This is a genomic window from Pseudomonas sp. PGPPP4 (assembly GCF_002256045.1).
GTDB lineage: Bacteria > Pseudomonadota > Gammaproteobacteria > Pseudomonadales > Pseudomonadaceae > Chryseomonas > Chryseomonas oryzihabitans.
Genome location: NZ_NKID01000004.1, coordinates 79,387 through 99,212, shown reverse-complemented (window position 1 = coordinate 99,212; position 19,826 = coordinate 79,387). Strand labels below are relative to the sequence as shown.

Below are 19,826 nucleotides of genomic sequence, written 5' to 3'. Positions count from 1 at the left end.
ATGAACACCCTTATCCTGAAACCCGGCACCCTCAATCTGGCCCAGCTGCGCCAGGCCTATCTGCAGCCGCTACGCATGGAGCTCGATCCCGCCGCTTATGCCGCCATCGACGCCAGCGTGGCCTGCGTGGAAAGCATCCTGGCCGAAGGCCGGACCGCCTATGGCATCAACACCGGCTTCGGCCTGCTGGCCTCGACGCGGATCGCGCCGGCGGATCTGGAAAAGCTGCAGCGCTCCCTGGTGCTGTCCCATGCCGCCGGTGTGGGCGAGGCGCTGGACGACGACCTGGTGCGGCTGATCATGCTGCTCAAGGTCAACAGCCTGGCCCGCGGCTTCTCCGCCATTCGCCGCCAGGTCATCGAGGCGCTGATCGCCCTGATCAATGCCGAGGTCTATCCGCACATTCCGCTCAAGGGCTCGGTGGGAGCGTCGGGTGACCTGGCGCCGCTGGCGCACATGTCGCTGGTGCTGATTGGCGAGAGCAAGGCGCGCTACCAGGGCCAGTGGCTGCCGGCGCGCGAGGCGCTGGCGGTAGCCGGCCTCGAACCCATTACCCTGGCCGCCAAGGAAGGCCTGGCACTGCTCAATGGCACCCAGGTGTCCACCGCCTATGCCTTGCGCGGGCTGTTCGAGGGTGAAGATCTGTTCGCCGCGGCCACGGTCTGCGGCGGCCTGAGCGTCGAGGCCATGCTCGGTTCCCGGGCGCCCTTCGATGCGCGTATCCATGCCGCGCGGGGCCAGCGTGGCCAGATCGACGTGGCCGCGGCCTATCGCGAGCTGCTCACTGACAGCAGCGAGGTGTCCCGCTCCCACGCCAATTGTGACAAGGTCCAGGATCCCTATTCGCTGCGCTGCCAGCCCCAGGTGATGGGCGCCTGCCTGACCCAGTTGCGCCAGGCCGCCGAGGTGCTGGAGGTAGAAGCCAACGCCGTGTCCGACAACCCGCTGGTGTTCGCGGAAGAGGGCGACGTCATCTCCGGCGGCAACTTCCACGCCGAGCCGGTGGCCATGGCCGCCGACAACCTGGCCCTGGCGCTGGCCGAGATCGGCGCCCTGTCGGAGCGGCGCATCTCGCTGATGATGGATCGGCACATGTCCCAGCTGCCGCCCTTCCTGGTGGAGAACGGCGGGGTCAATTCCGGCTTCATGATCGCCCAAGTCACCGCCGCGGCCCTGGCCAGCGACAACAAGGCCCTGGCGCATCCGGCCAGCGTCGACAGCCTGCCCACCTCGGCCAACCAGGAAGATCACGTGTCCATGGCGCCCAATGCCGGCAAGCGGCTGTGGGTCATGGCCGAGAACGTGCGCGGCATCCTCGCCATCGAGTGGCTGGGCGCCTGCCAGGGCCTGGATTTCCGGCATGGCCTGAGGAGTTCGGAACGCCTGGAAAAGGCGCGCAGCCTCTTGCGCGAGCGGGTGCCCTACTACCAGGAAGACCGCTTCTTCGCCCCCGACATCGAGGCGGCCAGCGCGCTGCTGGCCAGCGGCTGCCTGAACGGGCTGGTCACGCCGCGGCTGCTGCCCAGTCTCTGAGGATGACGCGGTCCGGCAGCCAGAGCGCCGGACCGCGCGTTATCATCGGCTTTCCATTTTCCGGCTCGGAGCTCGCGTGAGCAGCACGACACCCCCACGCTACAAGGTGATCGAGGACTTCCTGCTCGAACGCATCCAGGGTGGTGCCTACCCGGTGCATCACCAGATCCCCACCGAGGAGCAGCTGGCGCGGGATTTCGCCGTCAGCCGCATGACCGCCAACAAGGCCATCACCCGCCTGGTGCAGCAGGGCTACCTGACGCGCCAGGCCGGCCTCGGGACCTTCGTCATCGAGCGCAAGGCCGAGTCCTCGCTGCACGAGGTGATGAACATCGCCGCCGAGGTGCGCGCCCGCGGGCATGTCTATTCCAACGAGGTGCTGCGCAGCGAGGCCATCGCCGCCGACGACGAGGTGGCCCTGCGCCTGGGCCTGCGGATCGGCAGCCAGGTGTTTCACAGCATCCTGGTGCACCGCGAGAACGGCCTGCCCATCCAGCTGGAGGATCGCTACGTCAATCCGCGCTGGGTGCCGCACTACTTGGAAAGCGACTTCAGCCGCCAGACGCCCAACGAGGTGCTGGTGGCCAGCTGTCCGATCAGCGATGTGGAGCATATCGTCGAGGCGGTGCTGGCCACCGCCCAGACCGCACGCTGGCTGGACATCGCCGAGGGCGCGGCCTGCCTGTCGATGATCCGCCGCACCTGGTCGAACGAGCACCTGGTCAGCTATGTGCGGCTGCTGCATCCGGGCGACAGGTACAAGCTGAGCTCGACGACGCGGCATCGCTGAGGGACCTGGCGCGGGGAGGGGGTAGGGCTTCGCGGTGCTCAACCCAACCTACGCGCCCGTCCGCCCGCGCCGATCTGCCCCCTCTCCCTTGGGGAGAGGGTTGGGGTGAGGGTGGCCCCTGCAGTCAGCGATCAGAGCCTGCTCACCAGGGCCACGGCGTCCTGTTTGGCCTGGTCGCGCGACGCCTGGTCGACTTCCGGTCCGAACAAGGTCTTTTCCACCACCACGGTGTGCATCCGATCGATGCCGACCATCTCGCACCAGGTGCGCAGATAGGACTCCTGGTGCTCCTGGCGATCCAGGGCCGCACCGCGGGCCGCGATCACCAGCGCCTGGCGACCGCCGAGCAGGCCGTTGAGGCCGCGGTCGTCGAAGGTGAACAGCAGGTCCTTCTGGCTGACCACGTCGAACAGCTGCTTGAGCTTGTAGGGGATGCCGAAATTCCAGCAGGGCACGCCGAATACCAGTACATCGGCGGCCTTGAAGCGCTGTGCCAGTGCCTTGGCCACCTTCCAGGCATGCTCCTGCTCGCTGCTGAGGGACTCGCCCTGGATGCCGGCGTACTTGGCGTCGAGGATGGGACCGTCGAATTCCGGCAGGTCGCACTGCCAGACGTCGAGGGTATCGACCTCGGCATCGGGGTGTTTGCCCTGCCAGGCCTGGATGAAGGCAGTGGCGACTTCCAGCGAAGCGGAGCGATCCTGGCGGGGCGAACCTATCACGTGCAACAGATGGGGCATGGCAGATCCTCGAAGGATGGGGATTGCGATAACTATAAGCGTCTCGCTGGGGTGCGCCAGCGTCGGATAGGGTGTGCCGATGGATGGTCTGGGAGGCGGTTCCTGGGGTGACGATGGGTGTTGGGCGGGCCCTCACCCCAACCCTCTCCCAAAGGGAGAGGGGGTGGTTTGGTGTGGGCGGGAGACTGCATTCCACCCGTTCGGCTTGGGCACAGGTGGAAAACGCTGCGCGATTTTCCACGCTACGACTGCGATTTGGGGCGGGCCCTCACCCCAACCCTCTCCCAGAGGGAGAGGGGGTGGTTGGTGCGAGCGGGAGGCGGCGTGCGTGTAGGGTGGACAACGGCGCAGCCTTGTCCACGCGTCCGAGGTGGGCACAGGTGGAAAACGCTGCGCGGTTTTCCACGCTACGACTAGGTCAGGGCGAAGCCCAACAACCACCCAGCCCAGCTCAGGCCGAGCCGGCCTCCGTGCGCAGTGCCGGGCCGCGCAGGCCGAGCAGGATGTCCAGCAGCAGGAACAGCAGCAGGCTGCCGCCCAGCACCGGCAGGCACAGACCGATCAGCAGGGCCGTCGCCGGCACCAGCAGACGCGGCAGCGGCGACAGCTGCCGCCAGAGGGCGAGCAGCCCGGGTTGCGCCGGATCGCGGCTGGGCCGGCGGCGCCACCAGAGCAGATAGCCCCAGACGGTCATCACCAGCAGCCCGAGAGCGATGGCTGCCAGCACCAGCTGGTTGGCCAAGCCGAACAGCACGCCCATGTGGGCGTCGATGCCCCAGCGGGTCAGCTTGGCCGGCAGCGAGTACTGGGCGAAGCGCACCTGATCGACCACCTTGAAGCTGGTCGGGTCGACGGCGACGGCGTCCACCTGGGTCGGCCAGCGGCGGTCGATCTCGCTGACCGTCCAGGCCTTGTCGGCGCTGCGCCCCGGACGGATCTCCAGCTTACCGGCGTCTATGCCGGCGGCGCGGGCGCTGGCCAGCACCCCGTCGAAGGTGGCCGGATCCAGAGCCGGCGCCTTTTCCATGTGCATAGCGCCATGGTGATCGGCATGCTCGTCATGGGCCATGGCCGGCGCGGGGGCGGTGCCCAGGGCGGTTTTCACGCCCGGCGTGGACCAGCCGTAGTGGGCGCGCAGCAAGCCGATGTTGTCGCCGGCGAAGCGCGACCAGGTCAGGCCGGTGGCGGAGAGGAACAGCAGGCCACCCAGCAGCCAGACGCCGGTGCTGGCATGCAGGCTGCGCAGGCCGCTAGCTGGGCGGCGCTGGCGGCGACGCACCAGCCACAGGGTCAGGCCGCCGAGGGCCGCGACCCACAGCCAGGAGGCGGCCAGCTCGCTGTAGAGACGACCAGGCTCGCCGAGCAGCAGGCTGCGGTGGAACTGGTCGATGGTGGTGCGCAGCGGCAGGATGCCACTGGTGCCGTACACCGCCATGTCACCGCGGATGGCACCGGTGACCGGATCGATGAACAGCGCGCGGTGGGTCGACTCGCCCAGCGACGGATCGTTGAACATCACCCGGGTGGTGTCGCCCTCGGCCGGCGCGGGGCGCACCGCGCCCAGGGTCAGGGTGGGACCTACCGCGGCCTGGGCGATATGGATCTGCTCGGCCAGCGGCAGGGGCTTGCCGCGGCTGGGGGTATGCAGGGCCTCGGCATAGAGATGGGCCTCGAGTTGCGGCGTGAGGGCATAGATCAGGCCGCTGGCGGCGGCCACCAGCAGGAAGGGCCCGACGAACAGGCCGATGAGGAAATGCAGCCGCGCCAACAGCTGCAGCAGCGGCCCCGGCGTCTTGGCGGCCGGAGTGGAGGGGTGCGAAGTCATAGCGTTCACCACGGAGCGACGCGCGGCCAGCAAGAGGCCGCGTGCGGGATTACGGAAAAGAGGACAGCAGCTTTCCGCGACCGGGGTGTCAGGGCGCCTGGGGATGCAGCGTGGAGCGCCGTGCGCGCGGTGGCGGCGGCAGGGCGCTCTGGTAGCGAGGACGATGAGGATCGCCGGGGCGCAGCAGCCACTGCAGCACGACGGCGGCCAGCGTGGCGAGGAACAGGGTGGCGGCGAAGACGCAATCACCCGTAGGGGAGAGCGTCGTCACGCTGCCGCCCGGCAGACCCGCGTGCATGCCGGCCATGTCGCCCTGGGCGGTCTGGACGTGCAGGCCGTGATGATGCTCGTGTGCCTGGGCCAGCGGCGGCAGGATCGGCAGGGTGAAGCGCGCCAGCATCTGGCCATGGCCCAGGGCGCAGACGAGTCCGTTCAGCAGGATGCAGGCGAGCAGCATCCAGGCGAGCGAAGCGCGCGGGGAACGGACGGTTATCATGACGGGGGACTGTATCATCGTCGCAGGCGGCGCACAGCCCGGCCGGCGCGAACCTGCGCCGAAATGTCGCGCCCCTGCCGCTGCTGGAGAGACGAACAGGACCATGAGCGAAGCGCCACCCATTACCCTCGAACGGCTCTCCGTGGCGGATGACGAGACGCTGGGCTTTCTGCTGGCAAGCTATCGCGAGCTGTTCGGTAGCCGGGTCGAGGCGACGGCCGTACCCCGGGATCTACAGCGCTTCGCCGACCACTATGGCGCGGGTCGTGGCTGCCTGCTGCTCGCCCGAGACGCCGCTGGAGAGCCCCTCGGCAGCATCGCCTATCGGCCCTACGATCGGCGCTTTCCCCAGCTGGCCTATCCCGGCGAGCGGGTGGTGGAGGTGGTGCGACTGTTCGTGGTGCCCCGGCAGCGGCGCCAGGGCCTGGCGCGGCGGCTGTTCGCGGCGCTGCTGGCCCAGGCGCGGCGCGACGCGGTCGAGCGCCTCTACCTGCACACCCATCCCTTCCTGCCCGGGGCCGAGGCCTTCTGGCTCGACCAGGGCTTTCAGGTCGTCGTGCGGGAGACGGCCTTGCCCTGGCAGACCCTGCATCTGGATCGACGGTTGGACAACCCTCAGGCGTCCGCCGGGCCCCGACAGAGCAGATAGGTGTCCATGATCCAGCCGTGCTCTTCACGCGCGGCGCTGCGCACCCGGTGGATCTCCTCGGCCACCTCCTGCAGCGGACCGGCGATAAGGATCTCGTCCGCCGTGCCCACATAGGCACCCCAGTAGATGTGCAGGCCGGGTTCGTCCAGGCGGCGATAGGCCTCGTGGGAATCGAGCATCACCACCAGGCTGTCCAGGTGCGCGGGAAAGCGCTCCAGGCGCCGGCCCGGGGTGATCTCCAGGGCCTGGCCGATGCGATTGAGCGGCACCCGGTGGCGCGCGGCCAGGGCCTGGACGCTGGAGATGCCGGGGATCACCTCGTAGTCGAAGTCCAGCCGACCTTCGCGCCGGATCGCCGCCAGGATGCGCAGGGTGCTGTCGTACAGCGCCGGATCGCCCCAGACCAGGAAGGCGCCGCATTCGTCGTCCGCCAGTTCCTGCTCGATCATCTCCACCATCAGCGCCTGCTTGGCGGCGTTGAGGTCGTCCACCGCCTGGCGGTAGTCGCCTTCGCGGCGACGCTCGGGGATGGGCGCGGTGACGAAGCGATAGTCCGCCTGGCGGATGTGGCGGGCGCAGATGGTTTCGCGCAGGTGGATCAGGCTGTCCTTTTCCGTGCCCTTGTCGAACAGGAAGAAGGTACTGGCGCGATTGAGGGCGGCGACGGCCTGGAGGGTGAGGTAGTCGGGATCGCCGGCGCCGATGCCGATGACCAGCAGGGTTTTCATGGGGTGGCCTCGAGGAAAGGAGCGGCGCCCAGTGTAACGGGGGATGTCTCTTCCGTAGAGACTCAGGCAATCGTCATGCTAGTTTCGACCGGTTTGCCTGCCGCCAGGCAGGGATGGACGGGATCGAGGGGGACAGGGGCGTGACGATGACGGCGAGCTGGCGACGGATACCCCGAGGGGTCTGGATTCTGGGTGGAGTGAGCATGTTCATGGACATCTCTTCGGAGATGATCCACAGCCTGCTGCCGCTGTTCCTGGCCACCGGCCTGGGCCTGAGCGTGCTCTATATCGGCATTATCGAAGGGGTGGCCGAGGCGACCGCGCTCATCACCAAGATCTTTTCCGGCGTACTCAGCGACTACCTGGGCAAGCGCAAGGGCCTGGCGGTGCTGGGCTATGGCCTGGGCGCCCTGAGCAAGCCACTGTTCGCCCTGGCCAGCGGTGCCGGTCTGGTGTTCGGCGCGCGCTTCATGGATCGCATCGGCAAGGGCATCCGCGGCGCGCCGCGCGACGCCCTGGTGGCCGATGTGACACCGCCGGAGATCCGTGGCGCCGCCTATGGCCTGCGCCAGTCGCTGGACACCTTCGGCGCCTTTCTCGGCCCGCTGCTGGCGGTGGGGCTGATGCTGCTCTGGGCCAACGATTTCCGCGCGGTGTTCTGGGTGGCGGTGATCCCGGCCTTCATCGCCGTGGCCCTGCTGGTTTTCGGCCTGGACGAACCCAGGGCGGCCATCGTCCAGGCGCGCACCAATCCGCTGACGCGCAGCCAGCTGCGCAAGCTGTCGGCGGCCTTCTGGCAGGTGGCGCTGCTCGGCGGCGTCTTCACCCTGGCGCGTTTCAGCGAAGCCTTCCTGGTGCTCAAGGCTGAGCAGGTGGGCGTACCCCTGGCGCTGGTGCCGCTGGTGATGGTGGGCATGCACCTGGTGTTCTCGCTGTCGGCCTATCCGCTTGGGGCGTTGTCCGACCGGGTCAGTCACCGCGCGCTGCTGGCCTGGGGCCTGGTGCTGCTGATCCTGGCTGACCTGGCGCTGGCATTGAGCAGCGGCTGGAGCGGTCTGGCGCTGGGCATCGTGCTCTGGGGCCTGCACATGGGCATGACCCAGGGGCTGCTTGCCGCCATGGTCGCCCGCACCGCCCCGGCCGAGTTGCGCGGCACCGCCTTCGGCCTGTTCAACCTGGTCAGTGGCATCGCCCTGTTGCTGGCCAGCAGCATCGCCGGCGCGCTCTGGCACTTCCTCGGTTCCGCCGCCACCTTCCAGTTCGGTGCCCTGGCGGCGGTGGCTTCCCTGCTGGTGCTGGCGGCCTGTCGCCGCAGCCTGGCACCGCTGGCCAGCTAGTCGAACAGGGGGCGCAGATAGGGCGCCGTGGGGCTGGCGGGATCGTCCGCCACCGCGCGGGGCGTGCCGCTGGCGACGATGCGACCACCGGCCGTGCCGGCGCCGGGGCCGATGTCGATCAGCCAGTCACTGCCGGCCACCACCTGCAGATTGTGCTCCACCAGCACCACTGTATTGCCTTCGTCGACCAGGCCGTGCAGCTGGCGCATCAGGCGCTCCACGTCGGCCGGGTGCAGGCCGGTGGTGGGTTCGTCCAGCACATAGAGGGTGGTGCCACGGCTGGTGCGCTGCAACTCGGTGGCCAGCTTGATGCGCTGGGCCTCGCCGCCGGAAAGTTCGGTGGCCGGCTGGCCGAGGCGCAGATAGCCCAGGCCGATGTCGGCCAGTACCCGCAGCGCTCGCGCCACCGGGGCTTCCTCGGCAAAGAAGGCCAGGGCCTCGTCCACCGTCAGGCCGAGCACCTCGGCGATGGTCTTGCCCTGCCAGCGCACCTCCAGGGTCTCGGGGTTGTAGCGCGCGCCCTGGCAGGTGGGGCAGGCGGCATAGACGCTGGGCATGAACAGCAGCTCGACGCTGACGAAGCCTTCGCCTTCGCAAGTTGGGCAGCGGCCCTTGGCGACATTGAAGGAAAAGCGCCCGGCATCGAAGCCTCTTTCCTGGGCTTCTGGGGTGGCGGCGAACAGCTTGCGCACTCCGTCGAACAGCCCGGTATAGGTGGCGAGGTTGGAGCGTGGGGTACGGCCGATGGGTTTCTGGTCCACCGGCACCAGGCGACGAATGCCGCCGAGACCCTCGACCACCTGGCCGGTGGTGGCGAGCAGGGCATCGGCCTCCAGCTCCGTTGCCTCGTCACTGTCCTCGGCGGCGCGCTGGCCCAGCTCGGCGCCCACCAGTTCCAGCAGCGCCTGGCTGACCAGGCTGGACTTGCCCGAGCCGGAGACGCCGGTCACCGCGGTCAGGCAGCCCAGCGGAAAGGCGGCGTCCAGGCTCTGCAGATTGTTGCGGGTGACCCCGGCCAGGCGCAGCCAGCCCTGGGGCTCGCGCGGTGGCCGGGTCCCGCGTTGCGGCGCGGCGAACAGATAGCGCGCCGTCACCGATTCCTCGATCTCGGCGAGACCGGCGGGCGGACCGCTGTAGAGCACCCGACCACCGCCTTCGCCAGCCGCGGGACCGACATCCACCAGCCAGTCGGCGCGCTTCATGGTGGCCAGGTCGTGCTCCACCACGAACAGCGAATTGCCCTGGGCCTTGAGGCCGTCGAGGGCTTCCAAGAGGGATTCGCCATCGGCCGGATGCAGACCGGCAGAGGGTTCGTCCAGCACATAGACCACGCCGAACAGCTGGGACACCAGCTGGGTCGCCAGGCGCAGCCGCTGCAACTCGCCGGAAGAGAGGGTGGTGGTACTGCGCTCCAGCGCCAGGTAACCGAGGCCGAGACGGGTCAGGGTCTGCAGCCGTTCCAGCAATTCGCTGGCCATGCGCTGGGCGGCCAGGCGTTTCTCCGGCGACAGATCGGGAGTCCGGCGCACGTCCGGTGCGCCAGCGTGGTCGCTGCCGCCAGCAGCCTTGCGCCGGGCGCGATCCTGCTGGCCGGTCTTGGCGTCCAGCACGCGGGCATCCTCCGCCTCGTCGAAATCGCCGGCCGCGACCCGGCGCAGCAGTACGGTGAGGTCGTCCAGCGGCAGCCGCGACAGCTCGCCGATGTCCAGGCCGGCAAAGGTCACCGAGAGCGCCGCCCGGGTCAGCCGCTTGCCGTGGCACAGCGGGCAGGTCTGGCCGATCATGAAGCGCGACGCGCGCTGCTTCATCTTGGCGCTCTGGGAGTTGGCGAAAGTGTGCAGCACATGGCGCCGCGCCCCGGTGTAGGTGCCCTGGTAGCTGGGCTCGGCCTTGCGCTTGAGCGCGGCGCGGGTTTGCTCGGGGGTGAGGCCGGCATAGACCGGGACGGTGGGCTGCTCCTCGGTAAAGAGGATCCAGTCGCGTTGCTGTTGTGGCAGGTCGCGCCAGGGGATGTCGACGTCATAGCCCAGGGTGACCAGGATATCGCGCAGATTCTGCCCGCCCCAGGCGGTGGGCCAGGCGGCGATGGCGCGCTGGCGAATGGTCAGCGAGGGGTCCGGCACCATGGAGGCCTCGGTCACCTCGTAGACCCGGCCCAGGCCGTGGCACTCGGGGCAGGCGCCCTGGGGCGTGTTGGGCGAGAAGTCCTCGGCATAGAGCATCGGCTGGTCGGCGGGATAGCGCCCGGCGCGGGAATAGAGCATCCGCACCAGGCTGGACAGCCCGGTCACGCTGCCCATGGACGAACGACTGTTGGGCTGGCCGCGCTGCTGCTGCAGGGCCACCGCCGGCGGCAGGCCCTCGATGGCCTCCACCTGGGGTACCCCGACCTGGTCGATCAGTCGCCGCGCATAGGGCGCCACGGATTCGAAGTAGCGGCGCTGGGCCTCGGCATAGAGGGTGCCGAAGGCCAGCGACGACTTGCCCGAGCCGGACACCCCGGTAAAGACCACCAGGGCATCGCGGGGGATGTCCACGTCGACGTTCTTCAGATTGTGCTCGCGAGCACCGCGGACGGAGACGAAACCGGGACGGAGGGAAGAAGGCATGACGGGCGGAAACCTTAGCTGAGAGCGTGCAGACTCGGACCGCGTCAGGGGGCAAAGGATCGCTGGGCGATGGCGGGCGACGGGACAGAGGTCTCGTCGCCGCCTGCAGCAGGCTCAGAAGTTGTAGCTGACCGACAGCGTCGCGTTGCGCGGCGCACCGTAGTTGCCACTGGTGGCGTTGTTGTACAGCGACAGCAGGTATTTGCGGTCGGTGAGGTTGTTGAGATTGAGCTGGGTGCTCCAGTGTTCGTCGAAATCGTAGCTGCCCAGCACATCCACGAGCGCATAGGCGTTCTGGTGGATACGACTGTTGTTGTCGTTTTCGATACCGCTCTGCCATCTCAGCCGCGCGCCGACCTTGGCCTGGGGCAGAGCTGGCAGGCGATAGGTCGCCAGGCCTCGCAGGCTGTGGCTGGGCACGAATTTGCGTGCCCGCTCACCGTCCGTGTCGTCGATGCGGACATAGGTGTAGCCGGCCAGCAGGTCCAGGCCGGGCAGTGCCTCGCCGGAGACCTGCAGTTCCAGACCATGGCTGCGGTAATCGGTGGTGTCGTAGAGATAGCGCGAACCGGCGAGCACCGAGGTGGCGGCCACGTTGCGCTGCGCGGTCTTGAACACCGCGGCGGTCAGGCTCAGGCGATCGTCGAACAGGCCGCCCTTGATTCCGGCTTCCAGGCTCTTGCCTTCCAGGGGATCGAGCAGCCGGCCATCCAGGCCGAAACTGTGTTGCGGGCTGAAGATCCTGGTCCAGCTGGCATAGAGGCTCCATTGCGGGCTCAGGTCGTAGACCAGGCCGGTGTAGGGGGTGACCTCGCCATGGGCGCGGGTGTAGTAGTCGTCACCGTAGCTCAGGCCGCTGGCATCGGCGCTGAGCATCCGCGCACCGACGATCCAGTGCAGGTCGTCGATCAGATTGAAGCGGGCACCGGCGAACAGGCTCTTCTGGCGATCAGTGAAGTCCTGGGTATGGCCGATGTCGTCGGTGTATTGCAGCGACGGCTCGGGAACGCCGGCCAGGGAGCCGGAGAGGGTAGTAGGGTAGTAGCCGTCCTCGGCGAGGATCTTTTCCCGCAACTTCTGGTGGGTCCGGCCGTAGCTGGCGCCCAGGGTCAGTTCGTGGTCGCGGCCGAACAGTTCGAAGGGACCGGACAGCCTGGCCTCGCCGATCAGCTGGTGCGCCTTGCTGGCGGAGTGATCGCCGAAGGCGGTGGCGTCGTCGCCGCTGACGCCGAAGATGTAGTACATGTCGGCGTTCTGCCGCTCGGTGACGCCGGTCGCCGTGAGGGTACCCTGCCAGCCGTTGCCGAAGTCGTGGGTGAATTCACCGAAGACGCGCTGGGTATCCAGATTCCAGTAGGTCCAGTCCTGGCCGATGCTGGAACTGCGACGGCCGTAGTGCAGCGGATTGCCGTCTACATCGGCCAGCGGCAGGTTGCCCCAGGAGCTGCCGTTGGCGTCGCTGTTGTGCTGGGAGAAGCCCAGGGTCAGGGTGTCGGCGTCGCTGAGATCGAAGGCCACCAGACCGGCCGCGATGTTCTTTTCGTGGCCATAGCGGTCCAGCCAGGAATGGCCCTTGTCGTGGGCGTAGATGAAGCGGCCACGTACGTTGCCGGTCTCGGTCAGAGGGCCGGAGACATCGGCATCCACCCGGCGGTTGTCCCAGGAACCGACGCTGGCGCCGAGCTTGGCCTGGAACTCGGCGGTGGGCCGCTTGCGGACGAAGTTGACTGCCGCGGAGGGGTTGCCGGTGCCGCTCATCAGGCCATTGGCCCCGTGCAGGACGTCCACCTGCTCGTATTCCGCCAGATCCTGATCGCCCACCAGCGTGGTGCTGACGAAGGGCATGCCCATGCCGTCGTACTGGAAGCTGTTGATGTCGAAGCCGCGTGAGGTGAACTGGGTGCGATCGGTCTCGGTCTGCTCGACGGTCACCGACGGGGCGGCGCGCAGGGCTTCCTTGATGCTCTGCAGGCGGAAGTCCTCGACCTGGTCCCGGGTCAGGGTAGTGATCGCCTGGGGCGTCTGGCGTTCGCTCAGGCCCAGGCGCGTGGTGCTGGTGCTGACAGGACGCCGGTAGCCGACATCGGCGCCGCCGCCTGCGGCACTGGCCTGGATGGTGGTCTCGGGCATGGCCAGGGCGGCCTCGGCGCTGCCGCCTTCCAGGGCGTAGATACCGGCACCGCGTTCGCTCCAGCGATAGCCGCTGCCACGTAGCAGGTGCTCGAAGCCCTGGTCGAGGGTATAGCGGCCCTGCAGCCCCGGACTGCTGCGACCGGCCAGCGGCGCCGGGTCGAACACCAGCTGGACGCCGGCCGTGGCGGCGAAGCGCGCCAGCACGGCGTTCAGCGGACCCGCGGGAATCCGGTAGTCACGCCCCTCCGCGGCGGCCAGGGCCGGCAGGGGTAGCAGGGCTAGTCCGGTACCGGCCAGGGGCATGCCCTGCAGGGCGACGGCCAGGATCAGTGGAGTGAAGCGTCGGGTGCCGGGTTGCTGCCGGTGGATCTTTGCCATGTCGTGTTGCCGTCCTCTAAAGCGCACCAGGTGCGGGCTGCCACCGCTCCCCATGAGGGTGTCTGCAGCTATCCCGGACGAGCGCGGCAAAGTGCTCAGGGAGCGCGGACTTTTTTTGCGGCGTCGTTGACGGTCAGGGCGCGCCCACCGCCACCCAGTAGCGGGTGCGGCGGCTGACGCGGATCGGCAGGGTGCGTTGCAGCGCCAGCAGGGCCTGATCGGTATCGTCCAGGGACAGGGCGCCGGACACCCGTAGCCCGGCGACGGCCGGGTCGCAGCGCAGCAGGCCAGGGCGATAACGACCCAGTTCGGCCAGCACCTCGGCCAGCGGGCGGTCGTGGGCGACCAGCATGCCGCGTGTCCAGAGGCTGGCATCCTCGTCCACCAGGGCGCGGCGCTGCACGCCGAGGGCATCGAACCAGGCCTGTTGTCCGGCAGTCAGCCGCACCGCAGTGCCTCGTTGCGGACGCAGCTCCACGCCGTGGGCGAAGACCGCGACCTGGCAGAGACCCTCATCCCGTCGCACGCTGAAGCGGGTACCCAGCGCTTCGACCTCGCCTTGCGCCAGGCTGACCACGAAGGGCCGGCGCGGCACGACCGGATCGGCATGGGTGGTCACCAGTACCTCGCCCCGTCGCAGGTGCAGGCGACGGATGCCTTCGTCGAAGCGCACGTCCAGGGCGGAGTCGCTGTTCAGCACCAATTGGCTGCCATCGGCGAGCACCAGTGAGCGCCGCTCGCCGATGGCGGTCGTCAGTTCGGCGCCCGGCGCATCCCACGGCAGGGTGCGCAGGGCCAGCCAGCCGCTGGGAGCTCCCACCAGCAGGGCGGTGAGCAGGCGCAGGGTGCGCCGCCGGCTGAGGGCCCGGGCACCTGCGCGGCGTAGCGCCTGCTGGCCAATATCCAGCGGAACGCTGGCGAAGGTACCCATGACCCGCTCGGCCCGTGCCCAGGCCGCGCGATGGGCCTCGCTCTGCGCCCGCCAGCGCTCGAAGGCCTGGCGCTGCGCCTCGTCGGTGTCATCGAAGTTCAGCGCGAGTAGCCACTCGGCCGCTTCCTTGAGCAACTGCGGCGCGGGCGGATTCATGCTTCGCCGGCCACCAGGCAAGCCACCAGGGCGCGCTGGATGTAGCGGCGTACGGTGATCACCGCCAGATCCAGCCGCACGGCGATCTCGGCCAGGGTCAACCGCTGGAATTGCGCCAGCAGAAAGGCCTCCCGTACCGGGCCGGGCAGGCCGTCGAGCATGGCATCGATGCGCAGCAGGGCGTCGACGATCAGCCAGTGCGTCTCTGGCGAAGGCACCTGGGCCTCAGGCAGATGGGCGATGGCTTCGCGATAGGCGCGCTCCACCTCCTGGCGTCGCCAGAGGTCGATCACCAGCCCCTTGGCCACCTGCACCAGATAGCGCCGCGAGTCCTCACGCAGCGGCAGCCGTCCGGAGCTGAGGATGCGCAGATAGGTGTCCTGGGCGATGTCCGCCGCATCTGGCGCGTTGCCCAGCCGCCCGCGCAGCCAGCCGCTGAGCCAGCCGTGATGATCGCGATAGAGCCGATCCAGGGCGACGGTGGGCGAGCCGGAAGACAGGGCAGGGCGCATGGAAGATCCTTGGCGCGAGCGCCGGTCTTAAATGATAAAGCGTCTCATTTTATTTAAAGGCTGAAGGTCGCACAATGCGTGATCAAGCGGATCGACGAGGCGGGCAGGTGGCTGAGGGTCAGGTGGGCGCCGCCTGCCGCTCCCGGGTTGGACCGGGCAGGCGGCGGGGAAGGGGCGGGAGCGAAAAGCGCGGCCCGAGGCGGTTAGCCTCGGGCCGGTCTCACGGTGGCCTCAGTCCTGCGCATGCTCCAGGGCATAGGCGCGGCAGTGGGCCAGATAGCCCATTTCATGGGCGCCCACCAGTTGCACCACGCTGCTCCACAGCCAGGAGGGGGCATCCAGGGTGCGGGTGCGATTGCGCTGCAGATCGCTCATCCACTCGACGCGGGTGGCCAGGTCCATCTGCCGGGCGTGGGCGCGGCCGACCACCCGGGCCAGGTAGGCCGCGGCGCTCATGGCTTCGCGGGCGCTGAGTTCGTCCAGTTCCAGCTTGAGATCCTGGGGCAGCAATTCACGGATGAAGAAGGAGTGATCCAGCATGCGCACCGCCAGCATGCGATTGCCCAGGGCTGGGGAGAGCTGGCGGGCGCCTTCCACCACCCGCTTGCCGTTGTCGCGGGGCATGGTGGCATGGGCCACGCGCGGAGCGGCGGCGGCTACCGCCTGCTTGACGTCGATCAGGCAGTAGTCCTGGTCATCGCCGTCGTCCACGCCCAGCAGCACGGCGTAGCGGCGCAGCCCCAGGGAGCTGCAGCCCTTGACCCAGTAGGCGCTGTCGAGCAGTTCGACGCGGCTGTCGTGGCTGCGGCCCTTGAGCGAGGTCACCAGGGCATGGATCCCGGGCGTCTCGCACAACTCGGCGATGGCCTGGCGCTCGTCCTTGCTCAGCTGCCAGAAGTGCTTGCCCAGCGGCAGCTTGGGGCGGGTGTTCTCCATGCGCTCCTTGGCCAGGTGCTTCCAGGTGCGCTGCACCGCGCTGCGCATCCCCGCCTTGACCTGAGCGGGGCGCGGGACCTCGCGTTCGAGATCATCTTCGAAGGCCACCTCGTAGCCGCGCATCATCTCTTCGAGCATCCGCGCGGTGGTCACCCCCGGCAGGTCGGAGCCGCGCGCCGCCGTGGCCAGCGACAGCGCCAGGCGTACCAGGTCATGGGCCGGATTGCCGACCACGGTCTGGTCCAGGTCGCGGATGTTGACGTCGGTGGAGCCGTGCAGATCGCCGGTGGGGCCGAGGTTGCCGGCGTGGCAGTCACCGCAGATCCACACCGCTGGCCCATTGGGCAGATTGCGGCCGGGCTGGCTGTGCAGCCACTCGTAGAACTGCACCGTGCTGCCGCGCACATAGGCGTGGGCGGAACGGGCCATTTTCAGATTGCGCAGCTGGTTGAGGCGGGGGAGACGATCGGCGGGACGCGGGGTTTTCATGCAGGGCGCAGGCCTTGAGGGAGACGCCTTTGTGACCGTTGCGCTAGGAGAATGTTGCGAGGTGTTTCGGCGAGGCGATCCCGGCCAGGTGCCGGGATCGAAGGAGACGCAGTGCGGGGAGGCCTGACGCTAGCAGCGGAACTGGCTGATCTGGCGATTCAGGTCGTTGGCCAGGGCGTCCAGGGACACCGCGGTCTGCACCGTCTCGCCGATGGCTTCGCTGTTCTGCTGGGCCATCTGCGCCAGGCGCTCCACGGTGCGGGCGACGTCGTGGCTGGCGGCGGTCTGCTCGCGCAGGGCCAGGGAGATCTGGTTGACCACCCGCACCACCTTGTCCGACGAGGTGTTGATACTGACCACCGCCTCACCCGCCTGGTTGGCCAGGTCGACCCCGCCATTGACCTGGCGCACGCCCACTTCCATGTCGCTCATGGCCGCCTGGGTCGCTGCCTGGATCTTCTCGATCATGGCGGCGATCTCCTGGGTGGAATTGGTGGTGCGCTGCGCCAGCTGGCGCACCTCGTCGGCCACTACGGCGAAGCCACGTCCCTGTTCGCCGGCCCGTGCCGCCTCGATGGCGGCATTCAGCGCCAAGAGGTTGGTCTGGTCGGCGATGCCCTTGATCACGCTGACGATGGAGGACACCCGCTCGGAGTGCTCGCCCAGTTCACCGATACGGGTGGCCGAGGACTGCACGGTACCGGCGATGGATCTCATGCTGTCCACCGAGGCCTGGATGGTCTGGCCACCGTCCTGGGCCAGTTGGCCCGATTGGCTGGAGAGGTCGTGGGCTTCCCCGGCGTTGTCCGAGACGTGGTTGATGCTCACGGTCAGCTCTTCCACGGTAGCGGCCATGCTGGAAGCGGCGCTGGACTGTTCCTGGGCAGCGGCGGACAGCTGCTGGGAATTGGCCGAGATGCTGTGGGAGGCGGCCACCAACTGGTCGGTGCCCTGCTTGATCCCCTGGATCATGCCGCGCAGCTTGTCCTGCATCTGGCCGAAGGCGGCCAGCAGTTGGCCCAGTTCGTCGCGGCCACCCGTGGGAATCGGCGAATCCAACTGCCCGGCCGCGATAGTGCGGGCGATGGCGACCGTCTGCTCCAGCCGACCCACGATGGTACGTGACAGCGACCAGGCAATGCCCAGGGCCAGCAGTGCGGCGAGAATACCGCCACTGATGAGGATCGCCATGGCCTGTTGCTTGGCGTCATCCATCGACTGGGTACGGCTGTCCAGCAGCCGGCTCTCGCGGGCCTTGATCTGCGCCAGCACGTCGCGCATGCCGTCCATCTTGCCCTTGTCCTGAGCTGTGGCGATGCGCGCGGTCAAGGCATCCAGCGGCTGGGTGCCGGCATTGACCTGCCGCCGCAGCGTCAGGATCTGCTGCACGGATTCGTTGTTCCATTGCTGCTTGGCCTGACCCAGTTGGGTCAGATCGGCTTGCTGGGCGGGGTTGTCGCGGGTGAGCTGAGTCAGCTCCTGCAACTGCTCGGCGAACTGCTGTTCGCCCTTGTTCAGGGGGTCGAGAAACTCCTCCTTGCCGGTCAGGGCGAAACCACGCATGCCGGTTTCCATGTTGACCAGCGCCAGCAGGGCCGCGTCGGAATCCTGCAGGACATGGTAGGAGTGGATGTTCTGCCGGACGGCCTGGTTGACCTGGTTGAAGCCCTGCCAGGCCGCCAGGATCAGCGCCAGGATAATGACCAGAATGGCGCCGAAGCCGAGTCTGAGTTTGTTCGCGATGGTCAGCTGTTGCAGCATGGGAAGGCCTCACGCGCCAGGTTGTCGACTCACGCCCAGAGGGCAACATTTATGGGAGTACCGCGAACGAGCGGAGGGAAACGCGACTAATCCGTGTCTTGCGTGGACGGCGGGGAAGCGTGGCTCCAGGTAGTGCAGGTATCGCAGGTGACTCCGCTCGTACCGCTCCCTGCGGACTAGGTGCCGAAAAAGGCAGGCTTTCCGATCAAGAGTGGCAGGCTAGAGCCTCCGAGCCTGGTCTTTGAGCGGTTGCGCCTGAAAAAGTTTTATGTGACGCAATAAACATTTTTGCGCTTCGGGGCAGCCCCTGATGACGGGACGGCGAAGGGCCGAGACGAACAGCGAGCGGTCAGGGCGCCAGCTGAGCCAGCCGCCGGGCCAGGACTACGGCTTCCCCCACGCTGGCGACATTGGTGAATCCCAGTAGCAGGCCCTGGGCACTGGGCGTCTCCAGGTACCAGCGCGACAGGGCCTGGACCGCCAGGCCGTCGGCCTGGGCAGCCTCCGCCCAGCTGCGATCGTCGCCCTGGGGCAGGCGGGCCAGCAGGTGCAGACCGCCGGCCTGCAGGTCGATCCGCGTCGCGTCGCCCAGGGCGTTCGTCAGCGCCTCGGCCAGCCATTGGCGGCGTTGCCGATAGAGGCTGCGCATGCGATTCAGATGGCGGGCGAAGTGCCCTTCTTCGAGAAAGCTCGCCACCGTGCCCTGCAGCAGCAGGGGCGCGTGGTTGTGCAACCGATCAGCGCTGCGACCGAAGGCGGCGACCTGGGCGGGCGGTACCACCAGGTAGGCGAGGCGCAGACCGGGAAACAGCACCTTGCTGAAGGTCCCGGTGTAGAGCACCCGACCGCCATCGTCCAGGCTCTTGAGCGCGGGCAGTGGCTTACCCTGGTAGCGGTATTCGCTGTCGTAGTCGTCCTCGATGATCCAGGCGTTCTGCCGCCCCGCCCAATCCAGCAGCGCCAGCCGCCGGGGCAGGGCGAGGGACACGCCCAGCGGACTCTGGTGACTGGGGGTGACCAGGGCACAACGGGCCGCGGGTGCCCGGGCGAGACCGGCGGCGACATCCAGTCCCGCCGCGTCCACCGGAACCGGCACCAGTGCCAGGCCGGCGTCCTGCAATGCCCGGCGGGCGATGAAATAGCCGGGCTCCTCGAACCAGCAGGCGTCACCGGGCGCCAGCAGCGTCTGGACGACCAGATCCAGGCAGGCGCGATAGCCCGCGCAGACGAACACCTGCTCCGGACGACAGGCGATCCCACGGGACAGGCCCAGGTAGGTGGCAATGGTGGCGCGCAAGCCGGCGTGACCGCGGGCATCGGGATAGACCAGTCCTTCCAGGCCCTGGCTGCGCAACTGGCGCGCGGCCAGGCGCGTCCAGAGCTTGCGCGGAAAGGCGTCCAGCGCCGGCAGGCCTAGCTGCAGGGGCAGCGGCGCGCCGCCGGCATGGGTCGCCGAGGCGATCGGCGTGGGGGGTACGGCCGGTGGCGGTACGGCCGGGCGACTCCACTGCGGCGAGACGATGGTCCCGGCCGGACCGCGGGGCAGCAGAAAGCCTTCGGCGATCAGCTGCTGGTAGGCCATCTCCACCGTGCCCCGGGCCACGTTCAACTCCGCCGCCAGGGCGCGAACGGCCGGCACCCGGTCACCGGGCCGCAGCTGGCCTTCGTCCAAAGCCTGGCGGAAGCGCTGGTAGAGCTGGCGATAGAGCGGCAGGGCAAGGCGGCTGTCGAGGGCGGCGTTCAGGGTCATGGCCTGGTCGTTTGTAGCTTTCTTGGCTCTATAGCCTAGGCCATTGGCGGCCTAGAGTGGCGGCATCTTTCCT

The 19,826-nt window shown here is 68.4% G+C and carries 15 protein-coding genes; 4 read left to right on the top strand and 11 right to left on the bottom strand.

The features are described 5' to 3' along the window. The gene (gene hutH / locus CFE50_RS08705; RefSeq protein ID WP_241810300.1) at positions 1-1,533 is read left to right on the top strand and encodes a histidine ammonia-lyase; all 1,533 of its coding nucleotides are present in this window, start codon (positions 1-3) and stop codon (positions 1,531-1,533) included. 76 nt (positions 1,534-1,609) lie between these two features. Next, entirely contained in the window at positions 1,610-2,323 is a 714-nt protein-coding gene (gene hutC / locus CFE50_RS08700; RefSeq protein ID WP_286732771.1) for a histidine utilization transcriptional repressor HutC, read from the top strand. A 131-nt stretch (positions 2,324-2,454) separates the two neighbouring features. Here the strand turns inward: hutC and CFE50_RS08695 are convergent, their stop codons facing one another. The 3 genes from CFE50_RS08695 to CFE50_RS08685 all read right to left on the bottom strand — a co-directional run bounded on the left by CFE50_RS08695 (position 2,455) and on the right by CFE50_RS08685 (position 5,384). After that, positions 2,455-3,063: an FMN-dependent NADH-azoreductase gene (locus tag CFE50_RS08695; protein WP_286732769.1), complete on the bottom strand. Its 609-nt coding sequence runs from the start codon at positions 3,061-3,063 to the stop codon at positions 2,455-2,457. Between the two features lie 451 nt (positions 3,064-3,514). Further along, positions 3,515-4,888 (bottom strand): PepSY-associated TM helix domain-containing protein, encoded by a 1,374-nt coding sequence (locus CFE50_RS08690; protein ID WP_241809850.1) that lies wholly within the window; start codon positions 4,886-4,888, stop codon positions 3,515-3,517. An 88-nt stretch (positions 4,889-4,976) separates the two neighbouring features. Then, entirely contained in the window at positions 4,977-5,384 is a 408-nt protein-coding gene (locus CFE50_RS08685) for a hypothetical protein (RefSeq protein ID WP_241809851.1), read from the bottom strand. A 103-nt stretch (positions 5,385-5,487) separates the two neighbouring features. Between CFE50_RS08685 and CFE50_RS08680 the strand changes: the two genes are divergently transcribed. Further along, the gene (locus CFE50_RS08680) at positions 5,488-6,033 is read left to right on the top strand and encodes a GNAT family N-acetyltransferase (protein WP_286732766.1); all 546 of its coding nucleotides are present in this window, start codon (positions 5,488-5,490) and stop codon (positions 6,031-6,033) included. Here CFE50_RS08680 and cobF read toward each other — a convergent pair. Beyond that, positions 6,000-6,761 (bottom strand): precorrin-6A synthase (deacetylating), encoded by a 762-nt coding sequence (gene cobF / locus CFE50_RS08675; RefSeq protein ID WP_241809853.1) that lies wholly within the window; start codon positions 6,759-6,761, stop codon positions 6,000-6,002. The genes CFE50_RS08680 and cobF overlap by 34 nt on opposite strands. A 203-nt stretch (positions 6,762-6,964) precedes the next feature. Between cobF and CFE50_RS08670 the strand changes: the two genes are divergently transcribed. Further along, the gene (locus tag CFE50_RS08670; RefSeq protein WP_286732764.1) at positions 6,965-8,098 is read left to right on the top strand and encodes an MFS transporter; all 1,134 of its coding nucleotides are present in this window, start codon (positions 6,965-6,967) and stop codon (positions 8,096-8,098) included. On the opposite strand, the gene CFE50_RS08665 is transcribed toward CFE50_RS08670, so the two are convergent. From CFE50_RS08665 to pdxR, 7 genes are all read right to left on the bottom strand, one after another. Beyond that, complete coding sequence (locus CFE50_RS08665; RefSeq protein WP_286732761.1) at positions 8,095-10,707, bottom strand: excinuclease ABC subunit UvrA; 2,613 nt, start codon at positions 10,705-10,707, stop codon at positions 8,095-8,097. The two genes, CFE50_RS08670 and CFE50_RS08665, sit on opposite strands and share 4 nt — an antisense overlap. A 114-nt stretch (positions 10,708-10,821) precedes the next feature. Beyond that, the gene (locus CFE50_RS08660) at positions 10,822-13,218 is read right to left on the bottom strand and encodes a TonB-dependent siderophore receptor (RefSeq protein ID WP_286732759.1); all 2,397 of its coding nucleotides are present in this window, start codon (positions 13,216-13,218) and stop codon (positions 10,822-10,824) included. 133 nt (positions 13,219-13,351) lie between these two features. Next, positions 13,352-14,305, bottom strand: coding sequence for a FecR domain-containing protein (locus CFE50_RS08655; RefSeq protein WP_286732757.1), 954 nt, complete (start codon positions 14,303-14,305; stop codon positions 13,352-13,354). Next, positions 14,302-14,817 (bottom strand): sigma-70 family RNA polymerase sigma factor, encoded by a 516-nt coding sequence (locus tag CFE50_RS08650; RefSeq protein ID WP_074584476.1) that lies wholly within the window; start codon positions 14,815-14,817, stop codon positions 14,302-14,304. Before CFE50_RS08650 ends, CFE50_RS08655 begins: the two co-directional genes overlap by 4 nt. Before the next feature lie 231 nt (positions 14,818-15,048). Beyond that, positions 15,049-16,242 carry a DUF2252 domain-containing protein gene (locus tag CFE50_RS08645; protein ID WP_286732754.1) on the bottom strand — a complete coding sequence of 398 codons (1,194 nt, stop codon included), beginning with the start codon at positions 16,240-16,242 and terminating at the stop codon, positions 15,049-15,051. A gap of 129 nt (positions 16,243-16,371) precedes the next feature. After that, on the bottom strand, positions 16,372-18,003 hold the full coding sequence (locus CFE50_RS08640) for a methyl-accepting chemotaxis protein (RefSeq protein WP_286732753.1): 1,632 nt from the start codon (positions 18,001-18,003) through the stop codon (positions 16,372-16,374). Positions 18,004-18,352: 349 nt separating this feature from the next. After that, entirely contained in the window at positions 18,353-19,753 is a 1,401-nt protein-coding gene (gene pdxR / locus CFE50_RS08635) for a MocR-like pyridoxine biosynthesis transcription factor PdxR (RefSeq protein WP_286732751.1), read from the bottom strand. Positions 19,754-19,826 lie beyond the last annotated feature (73 nt).

Coding starts and splice junctions, on each gene's coding strand:
- hutH (WP_241810300.1), top strand. CDS start 1: ATGAACACCCTTATCCTGAAACCCGGCACCCTCAATCTGGCCCAGCTG.
- CFE50_RS08695 (WP_286732769.1), bottom strand. CDS start 3,063: ATGCCCCATCTGTTGCACGTGATAGGTTCGCCCCGCCAGGATCGCTCC.
- CFE50_RS08690 (WP_241809850.1), bottom strand. CDS start 4,888: ATGACTTCGCACCCCTCCACTCCGGCCGCCAAGACGCCGGGGCCGCTG.
- CFE50_RS08685 (WP_241809851.1), bottom strand. CDS start 5,384: ATGATAACCGTCCGTTCCCCGCGCGCTTCGCTCGCCTGGATGCTGCTC.
- CFE50_RS08680 (WP_286732766.1), top strand. CDS start 5,488: ATGAGCGAAGCGCCACCCATTACCCTCGAACGGCTCTCCGTGGCGGAT.
- cobF (WP_241809853.1), bottom strand. CDS start 6,761: ATGAAAACCCTGCTGGTCATCGGCATCGGCGCCGGCGATCCCGACTAC.
- CFE50_RS08670 (WP_286732764.1), top strand. CDS start 6,965: ATGTTCATGGACATCTCTTCGGAGATGATCCACAGCCTGCTGCCGCTG.
- CFE50_RS08665 (WP_286732761.1), bottom strand. CDS start 10,707: ATGCCTTCTTCCCTCCGTCCCGGTTTCGTCTCCGTCCGCGGTGCTCGC.
- CFE50_RS08660 (WP_286732759.1), bottom strand. CDS start 13,218: ATGGCAAAGATCCACCGGCAGCAACCCGGCACCCGACGCTTCACTCCA.
- CFE50_RS08655 (WP_286732757.1), bottom strand. CDS start 14,305: ATGAATCCGCCCGCGCCGCAGTTGCTCAAGGAAGCGGCCGAGTGGCTA.
- CFE50_RS08650 (WP_074584476.1), bottom strand. CDS start 14,817: ATGCGCCCTGCCCTGTCTTCCGGCTCGCCCACCGTCGCCCTGGATCGG.
- CFE50_RS08645 (WP_286732754.1), bottom strand. CDS start 16,242: ATGAAAACCCCGCGTCCCGCCGATCGTCTCCCCCGCCTCAACCAGCTG.
- CFE50_RS08640 (WP_286732753.1), bottom strand. CDS start 18,003: ATGCTGCAACAGCTGACCATCGCGAACAAACTCAGACTCGGCTTCGGC.
- pdxR (WP_286732751.1), bottom strand. CDS start 19,753: ATGACCCTGAACGCCGCCCTCGACAGCCGCCTTGCCCTGCCGCTCTAT.